The organism is Alloalcanivorax profundimaris, assembly GCF_015265435.1.
Lineage (GTDB): Bacteria > Pseudomonadota > Gammaproteobacteria > Pseudomonadales > Alcanivoracaceae > Alloalcanivorax > Alloalcanivorax profundimaris.
The window spans coordinates 241115-258448 of the sequence record NZ_JABJWH010000036.1; the positions used below are offsets into that span (position 1 = coordinate 241115).

Sequence of the window (17334 nt, forward strand, 5' to 3'; positions counted from 1 at the left end):
CCGCTAGCGGCCCGGGCCGGTGAGAATCAGATGGTTGAGGTGGGCGAGCCAGTCCGCCTCGCGCCACAGCCAGTCGTTGTGCGGCGCGGCCAGGCTGGTGGGCGTGAGCGCGCCGACGCCGTCGGCCACCGCCTGGCCCACCACGGTTTCGGTGAAACGGGCCCAGCGCCGGGACAGGCGCCCCGGGGTACCGACCGGGGTCAGCCAGCCTTCACCCAGCACCGGCTGCAGCCGCCGCACCCGGGCGAACGCCAGCCGCCGGTTGAGCTGCTCCCGGAGGCGGTCGCGCCAGTGGTCGCCGGTGGCGTCCAGCAGGGCGCCGCGCAGCGGCCCGGTCAGGCGCCGGCCGAGCACGCCGGGCACCGGCAGATCGGCGCCGGTGGCCAGGCGGAAGCGCGGGTCGTCGTCCAGCCACAGCCCCAGATCCAGAAAATCCAGCTCGCTGGTGTCCAGCTGGCGCAGGTGCTCGCTGTCGGCGGCGGCGGCGCTGAGCCCGAAGTGGATGTCCGGGAAATGGGCACGCAGGGCGCGGGGCACTTCCAGCAGGTAACGTTCCACCTCCGCTTCCTGCTCCCGGCTCCAGCGCGCCGGCAGGGGCCGGTGGGCGGATTGCCCGAACAAACGGCGGATCGGGCCGTGGCTCCAGGGCGGGAAGGGAAAGTGGTGGCAAAAGTCCACCGCCACCACGGTGTCCAGATGGCCCCAGCGGCGAATCAGCTCCAGGGTTTCCACCCAGACGTCGACGAAGTCGCCAGGGCGGCGCACGAAGGAGCGCCGAGCACGGCTGTCGGGCAGGAAGAAGCCGCTCAACCACAGTTTGAGATCGCGCTCGGCGGCGGCGTTCAGCAGGCGCTGGAAGGCCTTGCGGATGGGCACGGTGACGGCGCCGCCGGACAGGCCGCGGCGCCGGTCCGGCTCGGCCAGGATCTCGCAGTGGTCCAGGTGCACGCTGTTGGCCGGGGTGGCCAGCAGATGGGGGTAGGGGTCCAGCCGCACGGCGTTGAAGCCCCGTGCCACGGCTTCGTCCAGGCGCGCTTCCACGGCGCCGGGCACCGCGCCGTACGCCGGGCCCAGGGGCCAGGCGTAATCCCAGCACGTGATGGCGAGACGTCCGGTCTCTCCCTGCCGCTGCCCCATGTACTCACCTCAACCCGAGAAACGGTTCAGGATAACGGTTTCGGCCGCCGGCTCAATGGGCGGGGTTGGCCGAAGGGCGCGGCGGCCCGGTTCAGGGCGCCAGACAGCGCTGGAAACCGGCGGCGATGACCTGGTCCAGCCAGGCGCCGTAGCCACCGCCGGGATGGTCGCGGCCGAGCGGGTCCAGGCCCACCCGCCGGCAGTCCGGGCACAGCCGGGCCAGCAGCGCGCGCTGGGCTTCCGGCTCGGCGACGGCGCAACGCACCGACTCGCGCTCCACCCGTTCCGCCAGGGCCACGAACCGGCGGCTACCGGGGCCGGCGCCGAGCTGCTCGCTGACGGTGACCGGTTCGCGCAGCCCCAAGCGCTGCTGGAAATAGCCCCAGGGATTATGGAAGCTCAGCCAGGGCCGCTCCGAGAGCGGTGCCAGACGCGCCCGCGCGGCGTCGGTGGCGCGCTCCAGGGCCGCCAGGAACGCCGCCGGCTGCCCTTCCGGGAGACCGCCGGCGTCGCGCTCGGCGAGCCCCCGGGCCAGCGCCGCCACATTGGCCGGGTCCAGCCACAGGTGCGGGTCCAACCGGCCCTGGTGGTCATGGTGGTCATGGTGGTCATGGTGGTCGTGGTCATGGCCGTGGTCATCATTGCCGTGGTCGTGGCCGCCCTGCCGGCGGGTCACGTCGGGCAGCGACAGCATCGCCACGGCGGGACCGTCACGGCGCGCCATCAGGTCCGCCACCGCCGGCTCCGCTTCGGCGCCCAGCCAGACCACCAGGTCCGCCTGGCGCAGCCGCAGCATCTGGCGCGGCGAGAGCATCGGGTTGTGGGGGCTTTGGTTGGGGGTCAGCAGGGTTTCCACCTTGGCGCTGTCGCCGTACAGATCGCGCAGGGCCATGGCCAGGGGCTCGACGCTGGCCACCAGGGTGCGGGCGGACAGGGGGGCGCTGAGAATCAGCAGCAGGGCGAGAATCGGGTAACGCATGAACACATCCAGAATGCCGGCCGCCACCGGCGGGCGTTTGACGAATGAAATAGTATATCATTACCTCTTTGGCCTGGCCGGAACTTCGTTGTTATGACCCAACCACTGGTCACCGTGGAAGACGCCGCCCTCACCCTGGGCGGCCAGACGGTGCTGGAAAACGTGTCGCTGACCCTGGCGCCGGGGCGGATCACCACCCTGATCGGCCCCAACGGCGCCGGCAAGAGCACCCTGGCGCGGCTGGTGCTGGGCCTGGCCCGGCCCGACCGTGGCCGGGTGACGCGCCGGCCCGGGCTGACCCTGGGTTACATGCCCCAACATCTGCGCGTGGACGAGAGCCTGCCGCTCACCGTGGACCGCTTCCTGTGGCTGGCGGCGCCGGGCCGCACCCGGGCCCGCCGCGACGCTCTGCAGCGCACCGGCGTGGCGCACCTGCGGCGGCGCGCCGTGCGCCAGCTGTCCGGCGGCGAGATGCAGCGCGTGCTGCTGGCCCGGGCGCTGCTGCGCAAGCCGGACCTGCTGGTGCTGGACGAGCCCGCCCAGGGCGTGGACGTGGCCGGCCAGGACGCGCTCTATGGCCTGCTCGGCCAGGTCCGCGACGAGACCGGCTGCGGCATCCTGCTGATTTCCCACGACCTGCACCTGGTGATGGCGCGCACCGACCAGGTGGTCTGCCTGCACCACCATGTGTGCTGCTCGGGCACGCCGGAGGCGGTGAGCCGGGACCCGGCCTACCAGCGTCTGTTCGGCACCGCCGGCATGACCAACCTGGCCCTGTACACCCACCACCATGACCACGACCACGATCTCAGCGGCGACGTGCATGGCAACGAGCACGATCATGGCGCGCACCACCACGGAGGGCATTCCCATGATTGAATTGCTCGCCCCGGCGCTGCTGGCCGGCCTGGCCGTGGCCCTGGTGGCCGGCCCCATGGGCGCCTTCGTGGTGTGGCGGCGGATGGCGTTCTTCGGCGACACCATGGCCAACAGCGCCCTGCTCGGCGCCGCCCTGGCCCTGGCCTTGCAGATCAATCTCTACCTGGCGGTGATCGCCGCCTGCCTGGTGGTGGCGGTGGCCCTGGTGGGCCTGCAGCGCCAGCGACAGATCGCCGACGACACGCTGCTGGGCATCGTCGCCCACATCACCCTGGCTTTGGGCATCATCGCCCTGAGCCTGCAGGACAGCGTCCAGGTGGACCTGTTCGCCTACCTGTTCGGCGATCTGCTGGCGGTGTCCTGGCGGGACGTGCTGATCCTGTGGGCCGGGGCGGCGACGATCCTCGCCTTGCTGGCCTGGCGCTGGCGCTCCCTGCTGAGCATCACCGTCAACGAGGACCTGGCCCGGGTGGAAGGCGTGGCGGTGCCGGCCACCCGCCTGCTGCTGATGCTGCTGCTGGCGCTGCTGATCACCGGCGCCATCCGCACCGTGGGCGTGCTGCTGATCACCTCCCTGCTGGTGATGCCCGCCGCCGGCGCCCGGCGGCTGGCTCGCACCCCGGAGCAAATGGCCTGCTTCGCCAGCCTGATCGGCCTGGTAGCGGTGACCCTGGGTTTGACGCTGAGCTGGCACGCGGACACGCCGGTGGGCCCGTCCATCGTGGTGGCCGCGGCGGTGCTGTTCGGCCTCACCCTGCTGCGCAAACCCTCGTCCTGATCAGGCCGTCATGAGCACGCCCTCCGAACCCGGTCTCGATCGTCGCATCTGGGCGCTGGCCTGGCCGTTGTTGCTGTCCAACATCACCGCGCCGTTGCTGGGGCTGGTGGACACCGCCGTGGTTGGCCACCTGGATTCACCGGTGTACCTGGCGGCGGTGGCACTGGGCGCCAACTTCTTCATGTTCCTGTATTTCTCGTTCAACTTCCTGCGCATGGGGACCACCGGCTTCACCTCCCAGGCGCGCGGCGCCGGCGAGGCGGCCCTGGTGGTGCTGCTGCGGGCGCTGCTGCTGTCCACCGTGCTGGGTGGCCTGCTGATCGTGCTGCAGCCGGTGCTGCGGGAGTTGGGACTGTGGCTGCTGGGCGGCAGCGCGGAGGTCCAGGATCTGGCCCGGGACTACATCGGCATCCGCATCCTGGGGGCGCCGGCGGCGCTGGGCAATTTCGCGTTGATCGGTTTCGCCATCGGCCTGCACCGCACCAGCGTGCCGCTGAAGATGACGGTGGTGATGCATTCCAGCAACGCCCTGCTGGATTTCCTGCTGGTGCAGGTGTGGCATTTCGACGTGCGCGGCGTGGCCACCGCCAGCGCCCTGTCCGAATACCTGGGCCTGGCCGGCGGGCTGTTCTGGTTGCGCCGGGAGATCTTCGGCGATGCCTGGCGGACCCTGCCCGCCGGCGCCCTGCGGCGGCTGGCGCCGATGCTGCGCCTGCTGGCGGTGAACCGGGATATCTTCCTGCGCAGCCTGGCGCTGCTCAGCGTGTTTTTCTTTTTCACCGCCCAGGGGGCGCGGCTGGGGGACACCATCCTGGCGGCCAACGCGGTGCTGATCACCTTCCTGCTGCTGCTCAGCAACACCCTGGACGGCTTCGCCAACGCCGCCGAAGCGCTGGTGGGCGACGCCACCGGGCGCGGCGACCGGCGGGCCCTGGACGCCGCGGTGAAGGCCACCGGGCGCTGGACCGTGCTGGTCGCCGGCCTGGCTCTGGCGGTGTTCGCCCTGGGCGGGGCGCCGCTGATCCACCTGCTCACGGACCTGCCGGCGGTGCGCGAGACCGCCACCACCTACCTGCCCTGGATGCTGCTGCTGCCGGTCACCGCCAGCGCCGGCTTCTGGCTGGACGGGGTGTTCGTGGGCGCCACCCGGGCCCGGGCCATGCGCAACACCATGATGGTGGCCACGGCGCTGTTCTTTCCGGTCTGGTGGCTTACCACCGGCTGGGGGAATCACGGGCTGTGGCTGGCCATGAATGCCTGGATGGCCAGTCGGGGGGTGCTGATGGCGCTGGTCTGGCGGCGGCGTGATCGCGGCTGAGGCGGAAATCCGCACGGCCGGATCGCGGCTGAAGCCGCTCCTACGGGGTGCGCGGTAGGAGCGGCTTCAGCCGCGATGGGTCAGGGTTTAACGGGCCAGGGCGCCGTCCTCGTCGAGGCGCTTGGCGAGATCGCCGGCGTAGCCACGCACGGCGTTATGCAGGCTGGTGGGGTTGATCACCCGGGACTGGGCCTGCCACACCGGGCTGTCGCGGCCCACCTGATAGAGGGAGCTCTGCAGGTAGTAATCGCGGTTTTCCACGTAGTAGCCCGGGGCATAGACGGTGTCGTAGCCGGCGCCCAGGGACGGGCCAAAGCCCTGCAGGCGCGGCGGCACATAGTCGGCGCGCACCTCCGCCTTGAGGAAGGACACCACCAGGACGCCGTCGGCGCCGGTGCGGTCCACGGCCTTCTCCACCCGCTGGCGCAGATCGTCGCCGTCGGCGGCGGCGTCCAGGCGCCGGTGGGCCAGGTATACCTGGCGGGTGCGGTCACGAAGGGCATCACCCAGGGCGTCCTCCACGGCCACGCGCCCCTGATCGTCGTTGACCAGCGCGATCACGAACAGGCTTTCAAAGTGCGGGCGCTCACCGGCCGGCGGGTTCCAGCCGGACCTCACCTCGGTGGGGGTGGCGCAGGCGCCCAGGGCCAGGGTGAGCAGGACCAGAAAAGTACGTCGCAAAGCAATCATGGGGGTTCCTTTGAGTTCGATGCCCCCATCCTAATCGTCCCGCCGGGCGACGCAACCGGCCTGGATCAAGCCTTCGTTATTCAGGCCTTGCCGACGATGAACTTCATCAGGGTCATGAACCACATCAGGTGGCCGGGATCGCCTTCCACCTTGATGTCGCCGGCCTGCATGCCTTCCATGAAGGCCATCTGGTTCTTGCCGGAGGCCTTGAGGGTGCGGAAAGCATAGTCCGCGTCCTTGAAGTTGAGCGTCACCGACGGGGCCGGGTGCAAGCCACCGCCGCGGTCCACCCGGCCGGGCTGGAAGTGATACCAGCGGGCGGCCCGACCGTCGAAAGTGCGCCATTGCATGACCACGTCACGGTGTTCGAGTTGCTGGCGGAAGCCGGCGTGACGGCGGGCCAGCCAGGCCAGCCGCCAGCCCAGCAGCAGCAGGATCAGACGGAATTTCATCGACTCTCCAGGCGGTCGCCGTTCACGGCATCAGCGCCGGCAGTTCCTTGTTGAGTTTGAGCTTTTCCTTGACCACCTCGCCGGTAAGGGCATAGCCGCGCAGGGCGCCGTCCCGGTCGCGGAACAGGGCGCGCACGCTGTTGCCGTCTTCCTCCACCTCCCAGTCACCGTCCAGCTCCTCCGGCGGCGGGCACACCACCACCGGGCAGGCCGGCGTCTTGATGGTCACCGGCATGACGCCGTAGCTCACCGGGGTGGCCTCGCCGGCCAGGGTCTTGGCCAGGGCCCGGGCGCTGGCCATCAGCGGCAGCACATAGGGCAGCACATGGCCTTCCACCTCGGCGCAATCGCCCAGGGCGTAGACGTTGTCGGCGCTGGCGCGCAGTTGCTGGTCGGTGAGGATGCCACGGTTGGTGCGCAGGCCGGCTTCCTTGGCGATGTCGATGCGCGGGCGCAGGCCGATGGCGGACAGCACCACGTCGGACTTCAGATGGGTGCCGTCGGACAACTCGGTGACCAGGCCCTCGCCGTTCCGGTCGCGATGCACCGCCTTGGCCAGGGGGCCGAAGTGGAATTCCACGCCCAGGCTTTCCAGGCCCCGGCCCACGGCGGCGGAGGCGGCCTCGGGCAGCAGCATGGGCAGGCAGCGGCCGAGCGGCTCCACCAGGCTTACCTGGAAGCCGCCGTTGGACAGGTCGTTGGCGAATTCGCAGCCGATCAGGCCACCGCCCAGAATGGTGACGCTCTTCTTGCCGTCCAGGGCCTGGCGGAAGCGGCCGTAGTCCATCAGGTCGTTCACCGAGAACACCTCGCCCACGGCGTCGCCTTCCAGGGGCGGGGTCCAGGTGTCGGCGCCCAGCGCCAGCACCAGGGCGCTGTAGTCCAGGTGGTCGTCGGGCAGCAGCACCCGCTGCTTGTCGGTGTCGATGCCGGCCACGTGGACGCCGGTGCGCACGGTGACGTTGAACTGCTCGGCCACCTGTTCCGGCGTGGCCATGGCCAGCTCGTCGGCGGTCTTTTCCTTGGTGAAGCCGGTGGAGAGCATGGGCTTGGAGTAGTTGCGCCCGTCGTCGGCGGTGAGCACCACCACCGGGGTCTCCTTGTCCAGCTTGCGGAATTCCTTGACCGTGTTGAAACCGGCGAGGCCGGATCCGATGACGACGATGGGATTCATGGCGGGTCCTTGATCGGCGAAAGGGAGGAACTGGAAGGGATGGCGGCTCAGATCTCGATCATCTCGAAATCTTCCTTGCCCACGCCGCAGTCCGGGCACACCCAGTCCTCGGGGACGTCTTCCCACTTGGTACCGGGTTCGATGCCTTCCTCGGGCAGACCTTCTTCTTCATCGTAGATGAAGCCGCACACCACGCATTCCCATTTTTTCATGCTAAAACCTCGTTTCGTCGGAATCCGGGCCCGAGTAAACGGGCCGTTCCAGGGGGCCCGCTAACGTAGCCACGGGCGTTGGAAAAATCAATGACAGTCAGTAATGGTAACTTTGCCCGCGAGCCATCGCGGCCCGCCGCGGTAGCGGTAAGCAGGGTTCGTGCCGACGCTTGATTGAACGGTCATCCTGGGCCATAGTCCCCGCGCCCATCGCGACCGAGCCAGAATCATGCCCGATACCGCCTTGCACGCCGATGCCCACTGGCGCGCCCAGGAACGCCTTGTGCTGCCGCCGCTGATCCGCGACTGGCTGGCGGACCCCGGCTCGCTCACCGCCCGGCTGCGCGGCCTGGGTCCTTTCCGGGTGGCGCCGTCGCGGCGGGTGGTCGGCGCGCCGGACTTCGAAGAGCAGCACCAGCTCGGCCAGATGGGCCGACAGCGGGCATTGATCCGCGAAGTCACCTTATTGGTGCACGAGCGCCCCGTGGTGGAAGCTCGCAGCGTCTTGCCGCTGACCACCCTGGCCGGCGCCAACCGCGGCCTGGCGCACATGGGCAGCCGCTCCCTGGGCAGCGAGCTGTACCGTCGCCCGGCGGCCCGACGCGACCAGGTGTGGGTGCGCTTCGGCCTCAGCCCCTCTGGCCAGGGGCCGTGTTGGGGGCGACAATCCCGGTTCGTGAAGCGCGGCCGGCCGCTGTTGGTGGCCGAGCATTTCCTGCCCGCGCTCTGGGATTTGCTGCTCGAACCGGACCGCTGACCTATGCTCGCTTTCGTGGAACACCGCTACCCGGCCCTGTGGCCCTGGATCCAGCTGATGCGCCTGGAGAAGCCGATCGGCAGCATGCTGCTGATGTGGCCCACCCTGTGGGCGCTGTGGATCGCCGGCGAGGGCACCCCCAGCCTCAAGCACATCATCATCTTCGTGCTCGGCGTGTACGTGATGCGCGCCGCCGGCTGCGTGATCAACGACTACGCGGACCGGGACTTCGACGGCCATGTGGCGCGCACCGAGGGCCGCCCCCTGGCCACCGGGGCGCTGTCCTCGAAGCAGGCCCTGGCGCTGTTCGCCGGCCTCGGGCTGGTGGCCTTGGTGCTGGTGCTGTTCCTCAACCGCTTCACCCTGCTGCTGTCCTTCGGCGGCCTGGGGCTGGCCCTGCTCTACCCGTTCACCAAGCGCTTCACCTACCTGCCCCAGCTGTTCCTGGGCGCCGCCTTCAGTTGGGCGGTGCCGATGGCGTTCGCCGCGGAAACCGGCGCCGTGCCGGAAATCGCCTGGCTGCTGTTCATCACCAACCTGCTGTGGACCGTGGCCTACGACACCGAGTACGCCATGTGCGACCGGGAAGACGACCTCAAAATCGGCATCAAGAGCACCGCCATCCTGTTCGGCGACCTGGACAAGCTGATCATCGGCGTGCTGCAGGGGCTCACCCTGGTGGCCCTGTGGCTGGTGGGGCAGCGGCTCGGTTTCGCCTGGCCCTGGTACCTGGGGCTGGCGGGCATGGCGGCGGGCTTCGTTCATCAACAATGGCGCATCCGTTACCGGGAGCGGTGGCCCTGTTTCCACGCGTTCCTCAGCAACCATTGGACTGGAGGCTGCGTGTTCGTTGGGCTGTACCTGCAGTATTTGATTGCCGGTGGTGTCTGAAAGGGTGCAAATTTGTCATCGGGATGTCATAAAAAGGCAATGTAATAGGGGACAATTCAAAAACGGCGAAAAACCAGAGATTGCAGCCATGTCCCGAAACCGCATTCTGATCGTTGACGATGAACCGGCCATCCGCGAGATGGTGGCCGTGGCCCTCGAACTGGCCGATTTCGACGTGCTCGAGGCCGAGAACGCCCAGCGCGCCCACGAGTGCATTGTCGATGAGCGCCCGGATCTGGTGCTGCTGGACTGGATGCTGCCGTCGGTGAGCGGCATCGAGCTGGCGCGCCGCCTCAAACGCGAGGACGCCACCACCGAGGTCCCGATCATCATGCTCACGGCCAAGAGCGAGGAAGACAACAAGATCCAGGGCCTGGACGTGGGCGCCGACGACTACATCACCAAGCCGTTCTCCACCCGCGAGCTGATCGCCCGCATCAAGGCGGTGCTGCGGCGCTCCTCGGTGGCCGCCGCGGAGAAGGCCATCGACGTGGAGGGGCTGTGCCTGGACCCGGTGAGCCACCGCATCAGCGCCAACGGCAATCCGGTGGACATGGGCCCCACCGAGTACCGTCTGCTGGAGTTCTTCATGAGCCACCAGGAGCGCGCCTATTCACGCACCCAGTTGCTGGATCAGGTGTGGGGCGCCAACGTGTACGTGGAGGACCGCACCATCGACGTGCACATCCGCCGGCTGCGCAAGGCCCTGGCGCCGCACGGGTTCGACGGTTTCATTCAAACGGTGCGGGGCACGGGGTACCGGTTCTCGGTGAAGACCAGCCAGGCCTCCTGATGGTTTAGGGTTCATTGCATGAAGCATCCCTCGGGAATGAGGGCCAGTCTGGCCAAGGAAGTCAACCGCATCCTGATCCTGGTGGCGGCCTCCCTGCTGCTGTGTCTGCTGTGGCGAACCATCTGGCCGTTGATCGCCGGGCTGGGGCTCTACATCATCTGGAGCACCCGCCAGCTGTTCGCCCTGTACACCTGGCTGGTGCGCGAGGAACACACCGATCCGCCGGACGCCGGCGGCCTGTGGGGCGAGTTCTACACCCGCCTGGAGCACCTGTTCCGCCAGGAGCGGCGCGCCCAGGACAACCTGCAGGGCATCATCCAGCGCGCCCAGGAATCGGTGAACGCCCTGGAGGACGTGGTGGTGATGATCGACCAGCACGGCCATCTGGAATACTGGAACCACGCCGCCCAGAAGCACCTGGGCCTGCGGCCGGACAAGGACCTGGGCCAACCGCTCACCAACCTGATCCGCCATCCGCGCTTTACCCATTACCTGGCCAAGGGGCGTTTCAACGAGCCGCTGGAGATTCCGGCGCCGGTGGATGACAACCGCATCCTGCAGTTCCGCATCACCGAGTTCGGCGAGGGCGACCAGCTGATCCTGGCCCGGGACATGACCCGGCTCCATCACCTGGAAGAGATGCGCAAGGATTTCGTCGCCAACGTCAGCCACGAACTGAAGACGCCGCTCACCGTGCTCAAGGGCTACCTGGAAACGCTGCTGGACACGGTGCCCGAGGAGCAAACCCGGCTGCGCCGCGCCCTGCACCACATGGACACCCAGAGCCACCGCATGGAGGCCCTGGTCAACGACCTCCTGCTGCTGTCACGGCTGGAGAACACCAAGGCCGACAACACCGGGCAGACCGTGGCGGTGCACGGCATGCTGCACCGCATGCGCGAGAACGCCCTGGCCCTGGCGCGGGAAAAGGATCACGAGATCACCCTGGCGGTGCCCGAGGACGCGCGCCTGGTGGCCAACCCGGCGGAACTGGAAAGCGCCTTCGGCAACCTGATCACCAACGCGGTGAAATACACGCCGGCGCAGGGGCACATTCACATCGAGTGGCGCCAGGACGACCAGGGCGGCCACCTGTCGGTGAGCGACGATGGCCCCGGCATCGATCCGCAGCACATTCCCCGGCTTACCGAACGCTTCTACCGGCCGGACAACAGCCGCGTCACCCAGACCGGCGGCACCGGCCTGGGGCTGGCCATCGTCAAGCACGTGATGCTGCGCCACGACGGCAAGCTGGAAATCCAGAGCGCCCTGGGCAAGGGCAGCACCTTCACCTGCCACTTTCCGCCGGCCCGGGTGGCGGGCAAACCCGCCGTGACGAACCCCTGACGCCGACCACCGCCGTAGGAACGGCTGGGCGGGGCGTCAGTAATGCGGCGGCGGCGCGTCCTGGATGCGCAGGGCCGCCAGCTCCTCGCCTTGCTCCACCACCCGGTCGATCAGCTTGCGGTAGGCGGCTTCCATCTCGTCCAGCTTGCGCTGCTGGTCACTGACGATGCGATTGAGGCTGGCCACCAGGTCCTCCTGGTAGGCCAGCTTGGTTTCGATATCAAGAAAACGGTTTTCGCTCATGGGGCTCTCCTCCGGGGGCGGCATTATACCGGGCCGGCGGCGCGAATGGCGTCGGTAAGCGCGGCTTCCGCTTCGGCCAGGGGGTCGCCGCCCAGGTGGTCGAGCTGGCCGTCGAGCAGCAAATGGCTGAAGCCGTGCACCATGGCCCAGGCACGCAGCGCCGCGTGGTGGCCGTCGTCGTCCCCGGCCAGGCCGGTGCGCGCCACCGCCTGGCGCAGGGTCTCGAAGGCGGCGGCGGAGGCCTCGGTGAGCTCCGGGTCATCGTTGTCGCCGCTGCGGCGGGCAGCGGCGGCGCCGCTGAACATCAGCCGGAACAGCGCGGGATTGGCGTGGGCGAAACGCAGATAGCTGAGCCCGCCGGCCACCAGCTGTCGCCCGGGTCCGTCCGCGGCCGCCTCGGCGGCCTCCTGGGCGGCGCGCAGGCGCCGGAACCCCTCCGCCGCCAGGGCCAGCAGCAAGGCATCCTTGTTGGCGAAGTGCCGGTAACTGGCGTTGGCCGTGACGCCCACCCGGCGCGCCAGTTCACGCAGGCTGAAGCCATCGCCGCCCTTTTCCGCCAGCAACGCCAGCCCCTCTTCCACCAGCGCCGGGCGCAGGTTGCCGTGGTGGTATGTGGACACGCTTTTCATCCTCCGACTCGCGGTGTTCACAGCCTACACATGAAGCCGCGCCGGCGCAGCCGGACTTGCCTTCCCCGACCCGCCCCGCTAAGGTTGGCGCCGTCTTGGGGGAGTAGTCGCCGGGCCACCCCGCCCTGGACGGTCGTCAACATCTTTGCGCCTCAATGCGCATGGCGGCCGTGTCCCGCCGCGCCAAGCATGGCGCCGGTGGTATCGACGAGACCTGAGGCATTGTCCGTATTCCGCGGGGGCGGGATCGACGGGCGATGTCTCCGGTTGCTGATCGATCCCGCCCCCTAAGGAACCCCGTTGGACGCTTTTCTCTCTTCCACCCTGCTGGTCGCCCTGGGCGAAATCGGTGACAAGACCCAGTTGCTGTCACTGGCCCTGGTGGTGCGCTATCGCAAGCCCTGGCCGATTCTCGCCGGCGTGGTCGTCGCCACCCTGATCAACCACGGCCTCAGCGTCTGGTTCGGCGACTGGCTGGCGGACGCCATTCCCGCCGACTGGCTAACCTGGATCCTGGGCCTGAGCTTCATCGCCCTGGGCCTGTGGATGCTGATTCCGGACAAGGACGAGGAGATCGGCGACCGGTACCGGTTCGGGCCCTTTCTGACCAGCCTGGTGCTGTTCTTCATCGCCGAGATCGGCGACAAGACCCAGGTGGCCACGGTGGCCCTGGCGGTGCGCTTCCAGGAATTCTGGCCGGTGCTTCTCGGCACCACCACGGGTATGATCGCCGCCAACCTGCCGGTGATCTGGGTGGCTCACCGCCTCGCCAGCGAGCGCTTCGAAATCTGGGCGCACCGGATCAGCGCCGCCCTGTTCATCGCCTTCGGCGCCTGGGCGCTGCTTTGAATCAAGAGGGGAACCATCCATGGCGCTGACCGCCACCATCCACAAGGCCGAGCTGACCGTCTCGGATCTCGACCGCGACTACTACGCCACCCACAACCTGACGGTGGCGCTGCATCCGTCCGAGACCGAATCGCGCATGATGCTGCGGCTGATGGCCTTCGCCCTCAACGCCCACCAGGACCTGTCGTTTACCCGGGGCCTTTCCAACACCGAGGAACCGGACCTGTGGCAACGCGAGCCGGACCAGACCCTGGCACACTGGATTGAACTGGGGATGCCCGACGAGAAGCGGCTGCGCAAGGCCTGCGGCCTGGCCCGCCGGGTCACCGTTTACGTCTACGGACAACGCAGCCCCCAGGTATGGTGGGAAGGCATGCGCGACAAGGTGCGGCGTTTCGGCAACCTGCGCATCGTCCACGTGGACCCCGCCAGTGAAGCGGCGCTGGCCGGCTACTGCCAGCGCGCCATGCAACTGCAGGCGATGATCCAGGACGGCCAGCTCTGGTTCGGCGACACCGCCGGATCCACCGAAGTGGGCCTCGCCACCTGGTACGCCGGCGACAAATCGTAACCGCCATGAAAAAAGCATTCTGGATCGCCGTGATAGTGGCGATCCCCGCCCTCCTGATCATCGGGCTCCAGGACGAGCCGCTCAACGCCAGGGCGAAGGCCTGGCTGGCCGACGCGCCCACCGAAAGCCGGGCCTACGACTGCTTGCTGGGCCTGGGCGCCACGCCGGACCAGGACGGCTGCGCCGTGGGCGCGGCCTTCCGCCGCTCAAACCGGCTGCTGGAAACGGACCCACCGGGCGGTTCCGCTGCCCCGTTAATGGATCAGCCACTGCTGTGCCGGTATCGGGAAGCCGGCTGTCTGCGCCGGCAGCAAGCCAGCCCCGCCGAGAGCCGCGCCTTGCTGTCCCGGCACGCGGTATTGCGGCAACGCTATCTGCACATTCTGTCCCTGGACGATTTCGCCGAGCTGACGCCAGCCACGCTGGAGGCCCGTTTCCCACCCCATTCGTTGTTGATGGCTGGGGCTCGCCTGCAATCCCTGGCGGTGGCCAGCGGCGCCGAGGACGCCGACACCCTGCCCGGGGAGATTGGCCGGCTGCGCGACCTGCTTGCCCGTCCGCATAACCTGATCAGCAAGATGACCGTGGTCGCCATGCTGGAGGAGAAGTCGCGCCTGGCCGCCCTGCTGGTTCAAAGCGGCCGAATGCCCAACCCCCTGCCCGCCCCTCTCGGCCAGGACGAGCGGAACATGGACGAGGCGTTCAAGGCCGAGTTCCGGCTGATGGCGAATCTGTTCCTGCGGCAGCTCCAGCGGGACAACGAGTCGGTGGGGCTGTATGAGCGGCTGTGGCTAAGCGCCGGACTCCGCCCGAGGATGACGGTGAACCGGCTCACTCCCTTGTACCGGCATTACATGACGCAGGCAACGCTTCCCCCCGAAGCACGTTCGAGCACGCCTTTCTCGCTGCCCGCCCCGGGAATCCGGTCGCGGCTGACCAATCCGGTGGGCAACCGGCTGGTGGCGATCCAGGGCCCGGATTTCATGCCCTATATCGCCCGCCTGGACGTTCTGGACGCCCGGCTGCGCCTGTTCCACTGGCTTGCCGGAGCCTCGAACCCGCCGGCCAATCCCTGGCGGTCCCGCGCCGCCCCCCCCAGGCGCGCGGCCACCGAGCTGTGCTTCGACGCGCCACCGACCGACGGCGACCGGCGGCCCTGCCTGCCCTTCTACAAGCCCGCTGATTGACGCGGCGGGACACTTCCTCGGCGCTTTCGCGGCGCTCCGAGTAGCGGTCGGTGAGGTAGTCGGCGCGGTCGCGTACCAGCAGGGTGAACTTCATCAGCTCTTCCATGACGTCGACGATGCGGTCATAGAAGGGCGAGGGTTTCATGCGATCGTCGTCGCCGAATTCCAGGAACGCCTTGGGCACCGAGGACTGGTTGGGGATGGTGAGCATGCGCATCCAGCGGCCCAGCACGCGCAGCTGGTTGACCGCGTTGAACGACTGCGAGCCGCCGCACACCTGCATCACCGCCAGGGTCTTGCCCTGGGTCGGACGCACGCCGCCCAGCGCCAGGGGAATCCAGTCGATCTGCGCCTTCATGATGCCGGTCATGGCGCCGTGGCGTTCCGGGGAGCACCACACCATGCCCTCGGACCATTGCGCCAGTTCGCGCAGTTCCTGGACCTTGGGGTGCTCCGCCGGCTCGGCGTCCGGCAGCGGCAGGCCCCGTGGATCGAAGATCCGCGTTTCCGCGCCCATGGCCTCCAGCAGCCGGGCCGCCTCTTCCACCGCCAGGCGACTGAACGAGCGCGCCCGTAACGAGCCGTATAACAGCAGAATGCGCGGTCGATGAGACGATGGCGCGTCCTTGAACACGGACGTCGCGTCCGGTGTTTGGAAGCATCCGTTATCGATGTTGGGCAGATCAGACATCTTCGAATTCCTTAAATCAGTTGCAAGTTACAAGTTGAAAGTTGAAGCGCGGAGTAAGCCTTACCGACGGCAAGGCCGTGCCCGCGCTTGTAACTTGCAACTTTTAACTTGCCGCTATTCCTCGAACCAATGTCGGGTGCGATTGATGATGGCCACCAGCGACAGCATCACCGGCACCTCCACCAGCACGCCCACCACCGTGGCCAGGGCGGCGCCGGAGGACAGGCCGAACAGGCTGATGGCCACGGCCACCGCCAGCTCGAAGAAGTTGGAGGTGCCGATCAGGCAGGCCGGGCCGGCGATACGATGGGGCAGGCGCAGCCAGCGGGCGGCGAGGAAAGCGATCAGGAAGATGCCGTAGGTCTGGATCAGCAGCGGCACGGCGATCAGCACGATGGCCTGGGGTTTGGCGAGAATGGTTTCCGCCTGGAAGCCGAACAGCAGCACCACGGTGGCCAGCAGGCCCAGCACGCTGACCGGCTTGAGCCGGTGCACGAAATCGTCCACCGCCTGGTCGCCGCCGCGGACGCTCAGAAGGCGCCGGGTGATCACGCCGGCCGCCAGCGGCAGCAGCACATACAGCACGGTGGACAGCACCAGGGTGTCCCAGGGCACGGTAATGTCGCTGACCCCCAGCAACAGGGCGGCGATGGGGGCGAAGGCGAACACCATGATGATGTCGTTCACCGACACCTGCACCAGGGTGTAATTGGCGTCACCCCGGGTCAGCTGGCTCCACACGAACACCATGGCGGTGCAGGGCGCCACACCCAGCAGGATCATGCCGGCGATGTATTCGCTGGCGGTGGCCGGGTCCACCAGGTCGGCGAACAGCACCTTGAAGAACAGCCAGCCCAGGGCGGCCATGGTGAACGGCTTGATCAGCCAGTTCACCACCAGGGTCAGCAGCAGCCCCTTGGGTTTGTCGCCCACGTGCTTCATGGCGGCGAAGTCGATCTGGATCATCATCGGGTAGATCATCACCCAGATGAACACCGCCACCGCCAGGTTCACATGGGCCACCTCGAAGGCCGCCACCGCCTGGAAAAGCCCGGGCACCGCCAGCCCCAGGGCGACACCGGCGGCGATCGCCAGCGCCACCCAGACACTCAGGAAACGCTCGAAGAACGGCATCAGTGCTCGCCCGCTTCCCGGTGGATTTTTTGCAGGGAGGCGGTGAGCCCCGGCGGGGCCATGGATTCCAGGTCCAGCGCCACCAGCTTCTCCAGCCGGCCGCGCAGTCGCTGGTAGGTGGCTTCGAACGCCGCCTCGATGGCCGGGTCGTCGCCTTCGGCGGCGGCCGGATCGGGGATGCCCCAGTGCACCTTGGCGGATTCGGCCAGCCACACCGGGCAGGCTTCCCCGGCGGCGGCGTCGCACACCGTGATGACCACGTCGAACCATTCGTCGTCCAGGTCATCCATGGACTTGGACACCGGCTGGCCCACCGGCACCCCGTGGCGCTCCAGCACCGCCAGGGCCCGGGGATGAACCCGGCCGGAGGGGTGGCTGCCGGCACTGCGCGCGATCAGGCGCCCCTCGCCCAGGTGGTTGGCCAGGGCCTCGCCGAGGATCGAGCGGCAGGAGTTGGCGGTGCACAGGAACAGTATTTTCAGCGGCGCTTTCATGTCGATCATCCTCTTAGGGCCTGTCCACACTACTTGCATCGCGCCTGCTGGGTGTCATTTTGGACCTCCAGCTAGGCGGAGGGAGCGCCGTTTGGTCATTCCAAATAAGCGACCGACAACGACGCTGGA

Annotated in this window: 20 protein-coding genes and 1 pseudogene; 10 read left to right on the forward strand and 11 right to left on the reverse strand. The window is 68.2% G+C overall.

Going from position 1 to position 17334, the window contains the following annotated elements; genetic code table 11:
- Positions 1-3: 3 nt before the first annotated feature.
- Together HMJ39_RS15795 and HMJ39_RS15800 are read right to left on the reverse strand one after the other, a co-directional pair.
- Positions 4-1137 (reverse strand): cellulase-like family protein, encoded by a 1134-nt coding sequence (locus HMJ39_RS15795; RefSeq protein WP_194298026.1) that lies wholly within the window; start codon positions 1135-1137, stop codon positions 4-6.
- 91 nt (positions 1138-1228) lie between these two features.
- On the reverse strand, positions 1229-2116 hold the full coding sequence (locus tag HMJ39_RS15800) for a metal ABC transporter solute-binding protein, Zn/Mn family (protein ID WP_194298027.1): 888 nt from the start codon (positions 2114-2116) through the stop codon (positions 1229-1231).
- A gap of 93 nt (positions 2117-2209) precedes the next feature.
- On the opposite strand from HMJ39_RS15800, the gene znuC reads away from it, so the two are divergent.
- Genes znuC through HMJ39_RS15815 form a run of 3 tightly spaced genes read left to right on the forward strand, consistent with a single transcriptional unit; the run spans position 2210 to position 5091 of the window.
- The gene (znuC, locus tag HMJ39_RS15805; RefSeq protein WP_194298028.1) at positions 2210-2995 is read left to right on the forward strand and encodes a zinc ABC transporter ATP-binding protein ZnuC; all 786 of its coding nucleotides are present in this window, start codon (positions 2210-2212) and stop codon (positions 2993-2995) included.
- A complete protein-coding gene (gene znuB, locus HMJ39_RS15810) occupies positions 2988-3773 on the forward strand; it encodes a zinc ABC transporter permease subunit ZnuB (protein ID WP_194298158.1) in 786 nt (261 codons plus the stop codon). The genes znuC and znuB overlap by 8 nt, the downstream gene beginning before the upstream one ends.
- Positions 3774-3783: 10 nt before the next feature.
- Complete coding sequence (locus HMJ39_RS15815; protein ID WP_194298029.1) at positions 3784-5091, forward strand: MATE family efflux transporter; 1308 nt, start codon at positions 3784-3786, stop codon at positions 5089-5091.
- 87 nt (positions 5092-5178) lie between these two features.
- On the opposite strand, the gene HMJ39_RS15820 is transcribed toward HMJ39_RS15815, so the two are convergent.
- From HMJ39_RS15820 to rd, 4 genes are all read right to left on the reverse strand, one after another.
- Entirely contained in the window at positions 5179-5781 is a 603-nt protein-coding gene (locus tag HMJ39_RS15820) for a hypothetical protein (protein ID WP_194298030.1), read from the reverse strand.
- Positions 5782-5861: 80 nt separating this feature from the next.
- Entirely contained in the window at positions 5862-6233 is a 372-nt protein-coding gene (locus tag HMJ39_RS15825; protein WP_194298031.1) for a hypothetical protein, read from the reverse strand.
- Positions 6234-6255: 22 nt separating this feature from the next.
- Entirely contained in the window at positions 6256-7407 is a 1152-nt protein-coding gene (locus tag HMJ39_RS15830; protein ID WP_194298032.1) for an NAD(P)/FAD-dependent oxidoreductase, read from the reverse strand.
- Between the two features lie 47 nt (positions 7408-7454).
- Positions 7455-7619 (reverse strand): rubredoxin, encoded by a 165-nt coding sequence (gene rd, locus HMJ39_RS15835; protein ID WP_138773523.1) that lies wholly within the window; start codon positions 7617-7619, stop codon positions 7455-7457.
- Between the two features lie 229 nt (positions 7620-7848).
- On the opposite strand from rd, the gene HMJ39_RS15840 reads away from it, so the two are divergent.
- The 4 genes from HMJ39_RS15840 to phoR all read left to right on the forward strand — a co-directional run bounded on the left by HMJ39_RS15840 (position 7849) and on the right by phoR (position 11407).
- A complete protein-coding gene (locus tag HMJ39_RS15840; RefSeq protein WP_194298033.1) occupies positions 7849-8376 on the forward strand; it encodes a chorismate--pyruvate lyase family protein in 528 nt (175 codons plus the stop codon).
- Positions 8377-8379: 3 nt separating this feature from the next.
- The gene (gene ubiA / locus HMJ39_RS15845) at positions 8380-9267 is read left to right on the forward strand and encodes a 4-hydroxybenzoate octaprenyltransferase (RefSeq protein WP_194298034.1); all 888 of its coding nucleotides are present in this window, start codon (positions 8380-8382) and stop codon (positions 9265-9267) included.
- 88 nt (positions 9268-9355) lie between these two features.
- A complete protein-coding gene (gene phoB / locus HMJ39_RS15850; RefSeq protein ID WP_161382803.1) occupies positions 9356-10060 on the forward strand; it encodes a phosphate regulon transcriptional regulator PhoB in 705 nt (234 codons plus the stop codon).
- Between the two features lie 36 nt (positions 10061-10096).
- Positions 10097-11407 (forward strand): phosphate regulon sensor histidine kinase PhoR, encoded by a 1311-nt coding sequence (phoR, locus tag HMJ39_RS15855; protein WP_194298035.1) that lies wholly within the window; start codon positions 10097-10099, stop codon positions 11405-11407.
- A 36-nt stretch (positions 11408-11443) separates the two neighbouring features.
- Here the strand turns inward: phoR and HMJ39_RS15860 are convergent, their stop codons facing one another.
- Positions 11444-11650: a SlyX family protein gene (locus HMJ39_RS15860; RefSeq protein WP_161382801.1), complete on the reverse strand. Its 207-nt coding sequence runs from the start codon at positions 11648-11650 to the stop codon at positions 11444-11446.
- A gap of 23 nt (positions 11651-11673) precedes the next feature.
- The gene (locus HMJ39_RS15865) at positions 11674-12270 is read right to left on the reverse strand and encodes a TetR/AcrR family transcriptional regulator (RefSeq protein WP_256244433.1); all 597 of its coding nucleotides are present in this window, start codon (positions 12268-12270) and stop codon (positions 11674-11676) included.
- Between the two features lie 309 nt (positions 12271-12579).
- On the opposite strand from HMJ39_RS15865, the gene HMJ39_RS15870 reads away from it, so the two are divergent.
- From HMJ39_RS15870 to HMJ39_RS15880, 3 genes are read left to right on the forward strand one after another with little or no spacing between them, the layout of a single operon-like run.
- Positions 12580-13128, forward strand: coding sequence for a TMEM165/GDT1 family protein (locus tag HMJ39_RS15870; protein WP_194298036.1), 549 nt, complete (start codon positions 12580-12582; stop codon positions 13126-13128).
- 19 nt (positions 13129-13147) lie between these two features.
- Positions 13148-13699 (forward strand): YaeQ family protein, encoded by a 552-nt coding sequence (locus HMJ39_RS15875; protein ID WP_194298037.1) that lies wholly within the window; start codon positions 13148-13150, stop codon positions 13697-13699.
- A gap of 5 nt (positions 13700-13704) precedes the next feature.
- Positions 13705-14886, forward strand: coding sequence for a hypothetical protein (locus HMJ39_RS15880; RefSeq protein ID WP_194298038.1), 1182 nt, complete (start codon positions 13705-13707; stop codon positions 14884-14886).
- Here the strand turns inward: HMJ39_RS15880 and arsH are convergent.
- From arsH to HMJ39_RS15895, 3 genes and pseudogenes are all read right to left on the reverse strand, one after another.
- A pseudogene (gene arsH / locus HMJ39_RS15885) lies at positions 14873-15577 on the reverse strand (arsenical resistance protein ArsH); the annotation flags it as partial. The gene HMJ39_RS15880 and the pseudogene arsH sit on opposite strands and share 14 nt — an antisense overlap.
- A gap of 114 nt (positions 15578-15691) precedes the next feature.
- Positions 15692-16711, reverse strand: a complete 1020-nt coding sequence (gene arsB, locus HMJ39_RS15890) for an ACR3 family arsenite efflux transporter (protein ID WP_194298039.1) — start codon at positions 16709-16711, stop codon at positions 15692-15694.
- Entirely contained in the window at positions 16711-17205 is a 495-nt protein-coding gene (locus HMJ39_RS15895; protein ID WP_194298040.1) for an arsenate reductase ArsC, read from the reverse strand. The genes arsB and HMJ39_RS15895 overlap by 1 nt, the downstream gene beginning before the upstream one ends.
- Positions 17206-17334: the final 129 nt, after the last annotated feature.

Excerpts from the sequence above, each read along its gene's own strand:
- phoR (WP_194298035.1), top strand. The coding sequence starts at position 10,097 with ATGAGGGCCAGTCTGGCCAAGGAAGTCAACCGCATCCTGATCCTGGTG.
- HMJ39_RS15860 (WP_161382801.1), bottom strand. The coding sequence starts at position 11,650 with ATGAGCGAAAACCGTTTTCTTGATATCGAAACCAAGCTGGCCTACCAG.
- HMJ39_RS15875 (WP_194298037.1), top strand. The coding sequence starts at position 13,148 with ATGGCGCTGACCGCCACCATCCACAAGGCCGAGCTGACCGTCTCGGAT.
- ubiA (WP_194298034.1), top strand. The coding sequence starts at position 8,380 with ATGCTCGCTTTCGTGGAACACCGCTACCCGGCCCTGTGGCCCTGGATC.
- HMJ39_RS15820 (WP_194298030.1), bottom strand. The coding sequence starts at position 5,781 with ATGATTGCTTTGCGACGTACTTTTCTGGTCCTGCTCACCCTGGCCCTG.
- HMJ39_RS15840 (WP_194298033.1), top strand. The coding sequence starts at position 7,849 with ATGCCCGATACCGCCTTGCACGCCGATGCCCACTGGCGCGCCCAGGAA.
- znuC (WP_194298028.1), top strand. The coding sequence starts at position 2,210 with ATGACCCAACCACTGGTCACCGTGGAAGACGCCGCCCTCACCCTGGGC.
- rd (WP_138773523.1), bottom strand. The coding sequence starts at position 7,619 with ATGAAAAAATGGGAATGCGTGGTGTGCGGCTTCATCTACGATGAAGAA.
- HMJ39_RS15825 (WP_194298031.1), bottom strand. The coding sequence starts at position 6,233 with ATGAAATTCCGTCTGATCCTGCTGCTGCTGGGCTGGCGGCTGGCCTGG.
- znuB (WP_194298158.1), top strand. The coding sequence starts at position 2,988 with ATGATTGAATTGCTCGCCCCGGCGCTGCTGGCCGGCCTGGCCGTGGCC.
- HMJ39_RS15895 (WP_194298040.1), bottom strand. The coding sequence starts at position 17,205 with ATGAAAGCGCCGCTGAAAATACTGTTCCTGTGCACCGCCAACTCCTGC.
- HMJ39_RS15800 (WP_194298027.1), bottom strand. The coding sequence starts at position 2,116 with ATGCGTTACCCGATTCTCGCCCTGCTGCTGATTCTCAGCGCCCCCCTG.
- HMJ39_RS15880 (WP_194298038.1), top strand. The coding sequence starts at position 13,705 with ATGAAAAAAGCATTCTGGATCGCCGTGATAGTGGCGATCCCCGCCCTC.
- HMJ39_RS15830 (WP_194298032.1), bottom strand. The coding sequence starts at position 7,407 with ATGAATCCCATCGTCGTCATCGGATCCGGCCTCGCCGGTTTCAACACG.
- phoB (WP_161382803.1), top strand. The coding sequence starts at position 9,356 with ATGTCCCGAAACCGCATTCTGATCGTTGACGATGAACCGGCCATCCGC.
- HMJ39_RS15815 (WP_194298029.1), top strand. The coding sequence starts at position 3,784 with ATGAGCACGCCCTCCGAACCCGGTCTCGATCGTCGCATCTGGGCGCTG.
- HMJ39_RS15795 (WP_194298026.1), bottom strand. The coding sequence starts at position 1,137 with ATGGGGCAGCGGCAGGGAGAGACCGGACGTCTCGCCATCACGTGCTGG.
- arsB (WP_194298039.1), bottom strand. The coding sequence starts at position 16,711 with ATGCCGTTCTTCGAGCGTTTCCTGAGTGTCTGGGTGGCGCTGGCGATC.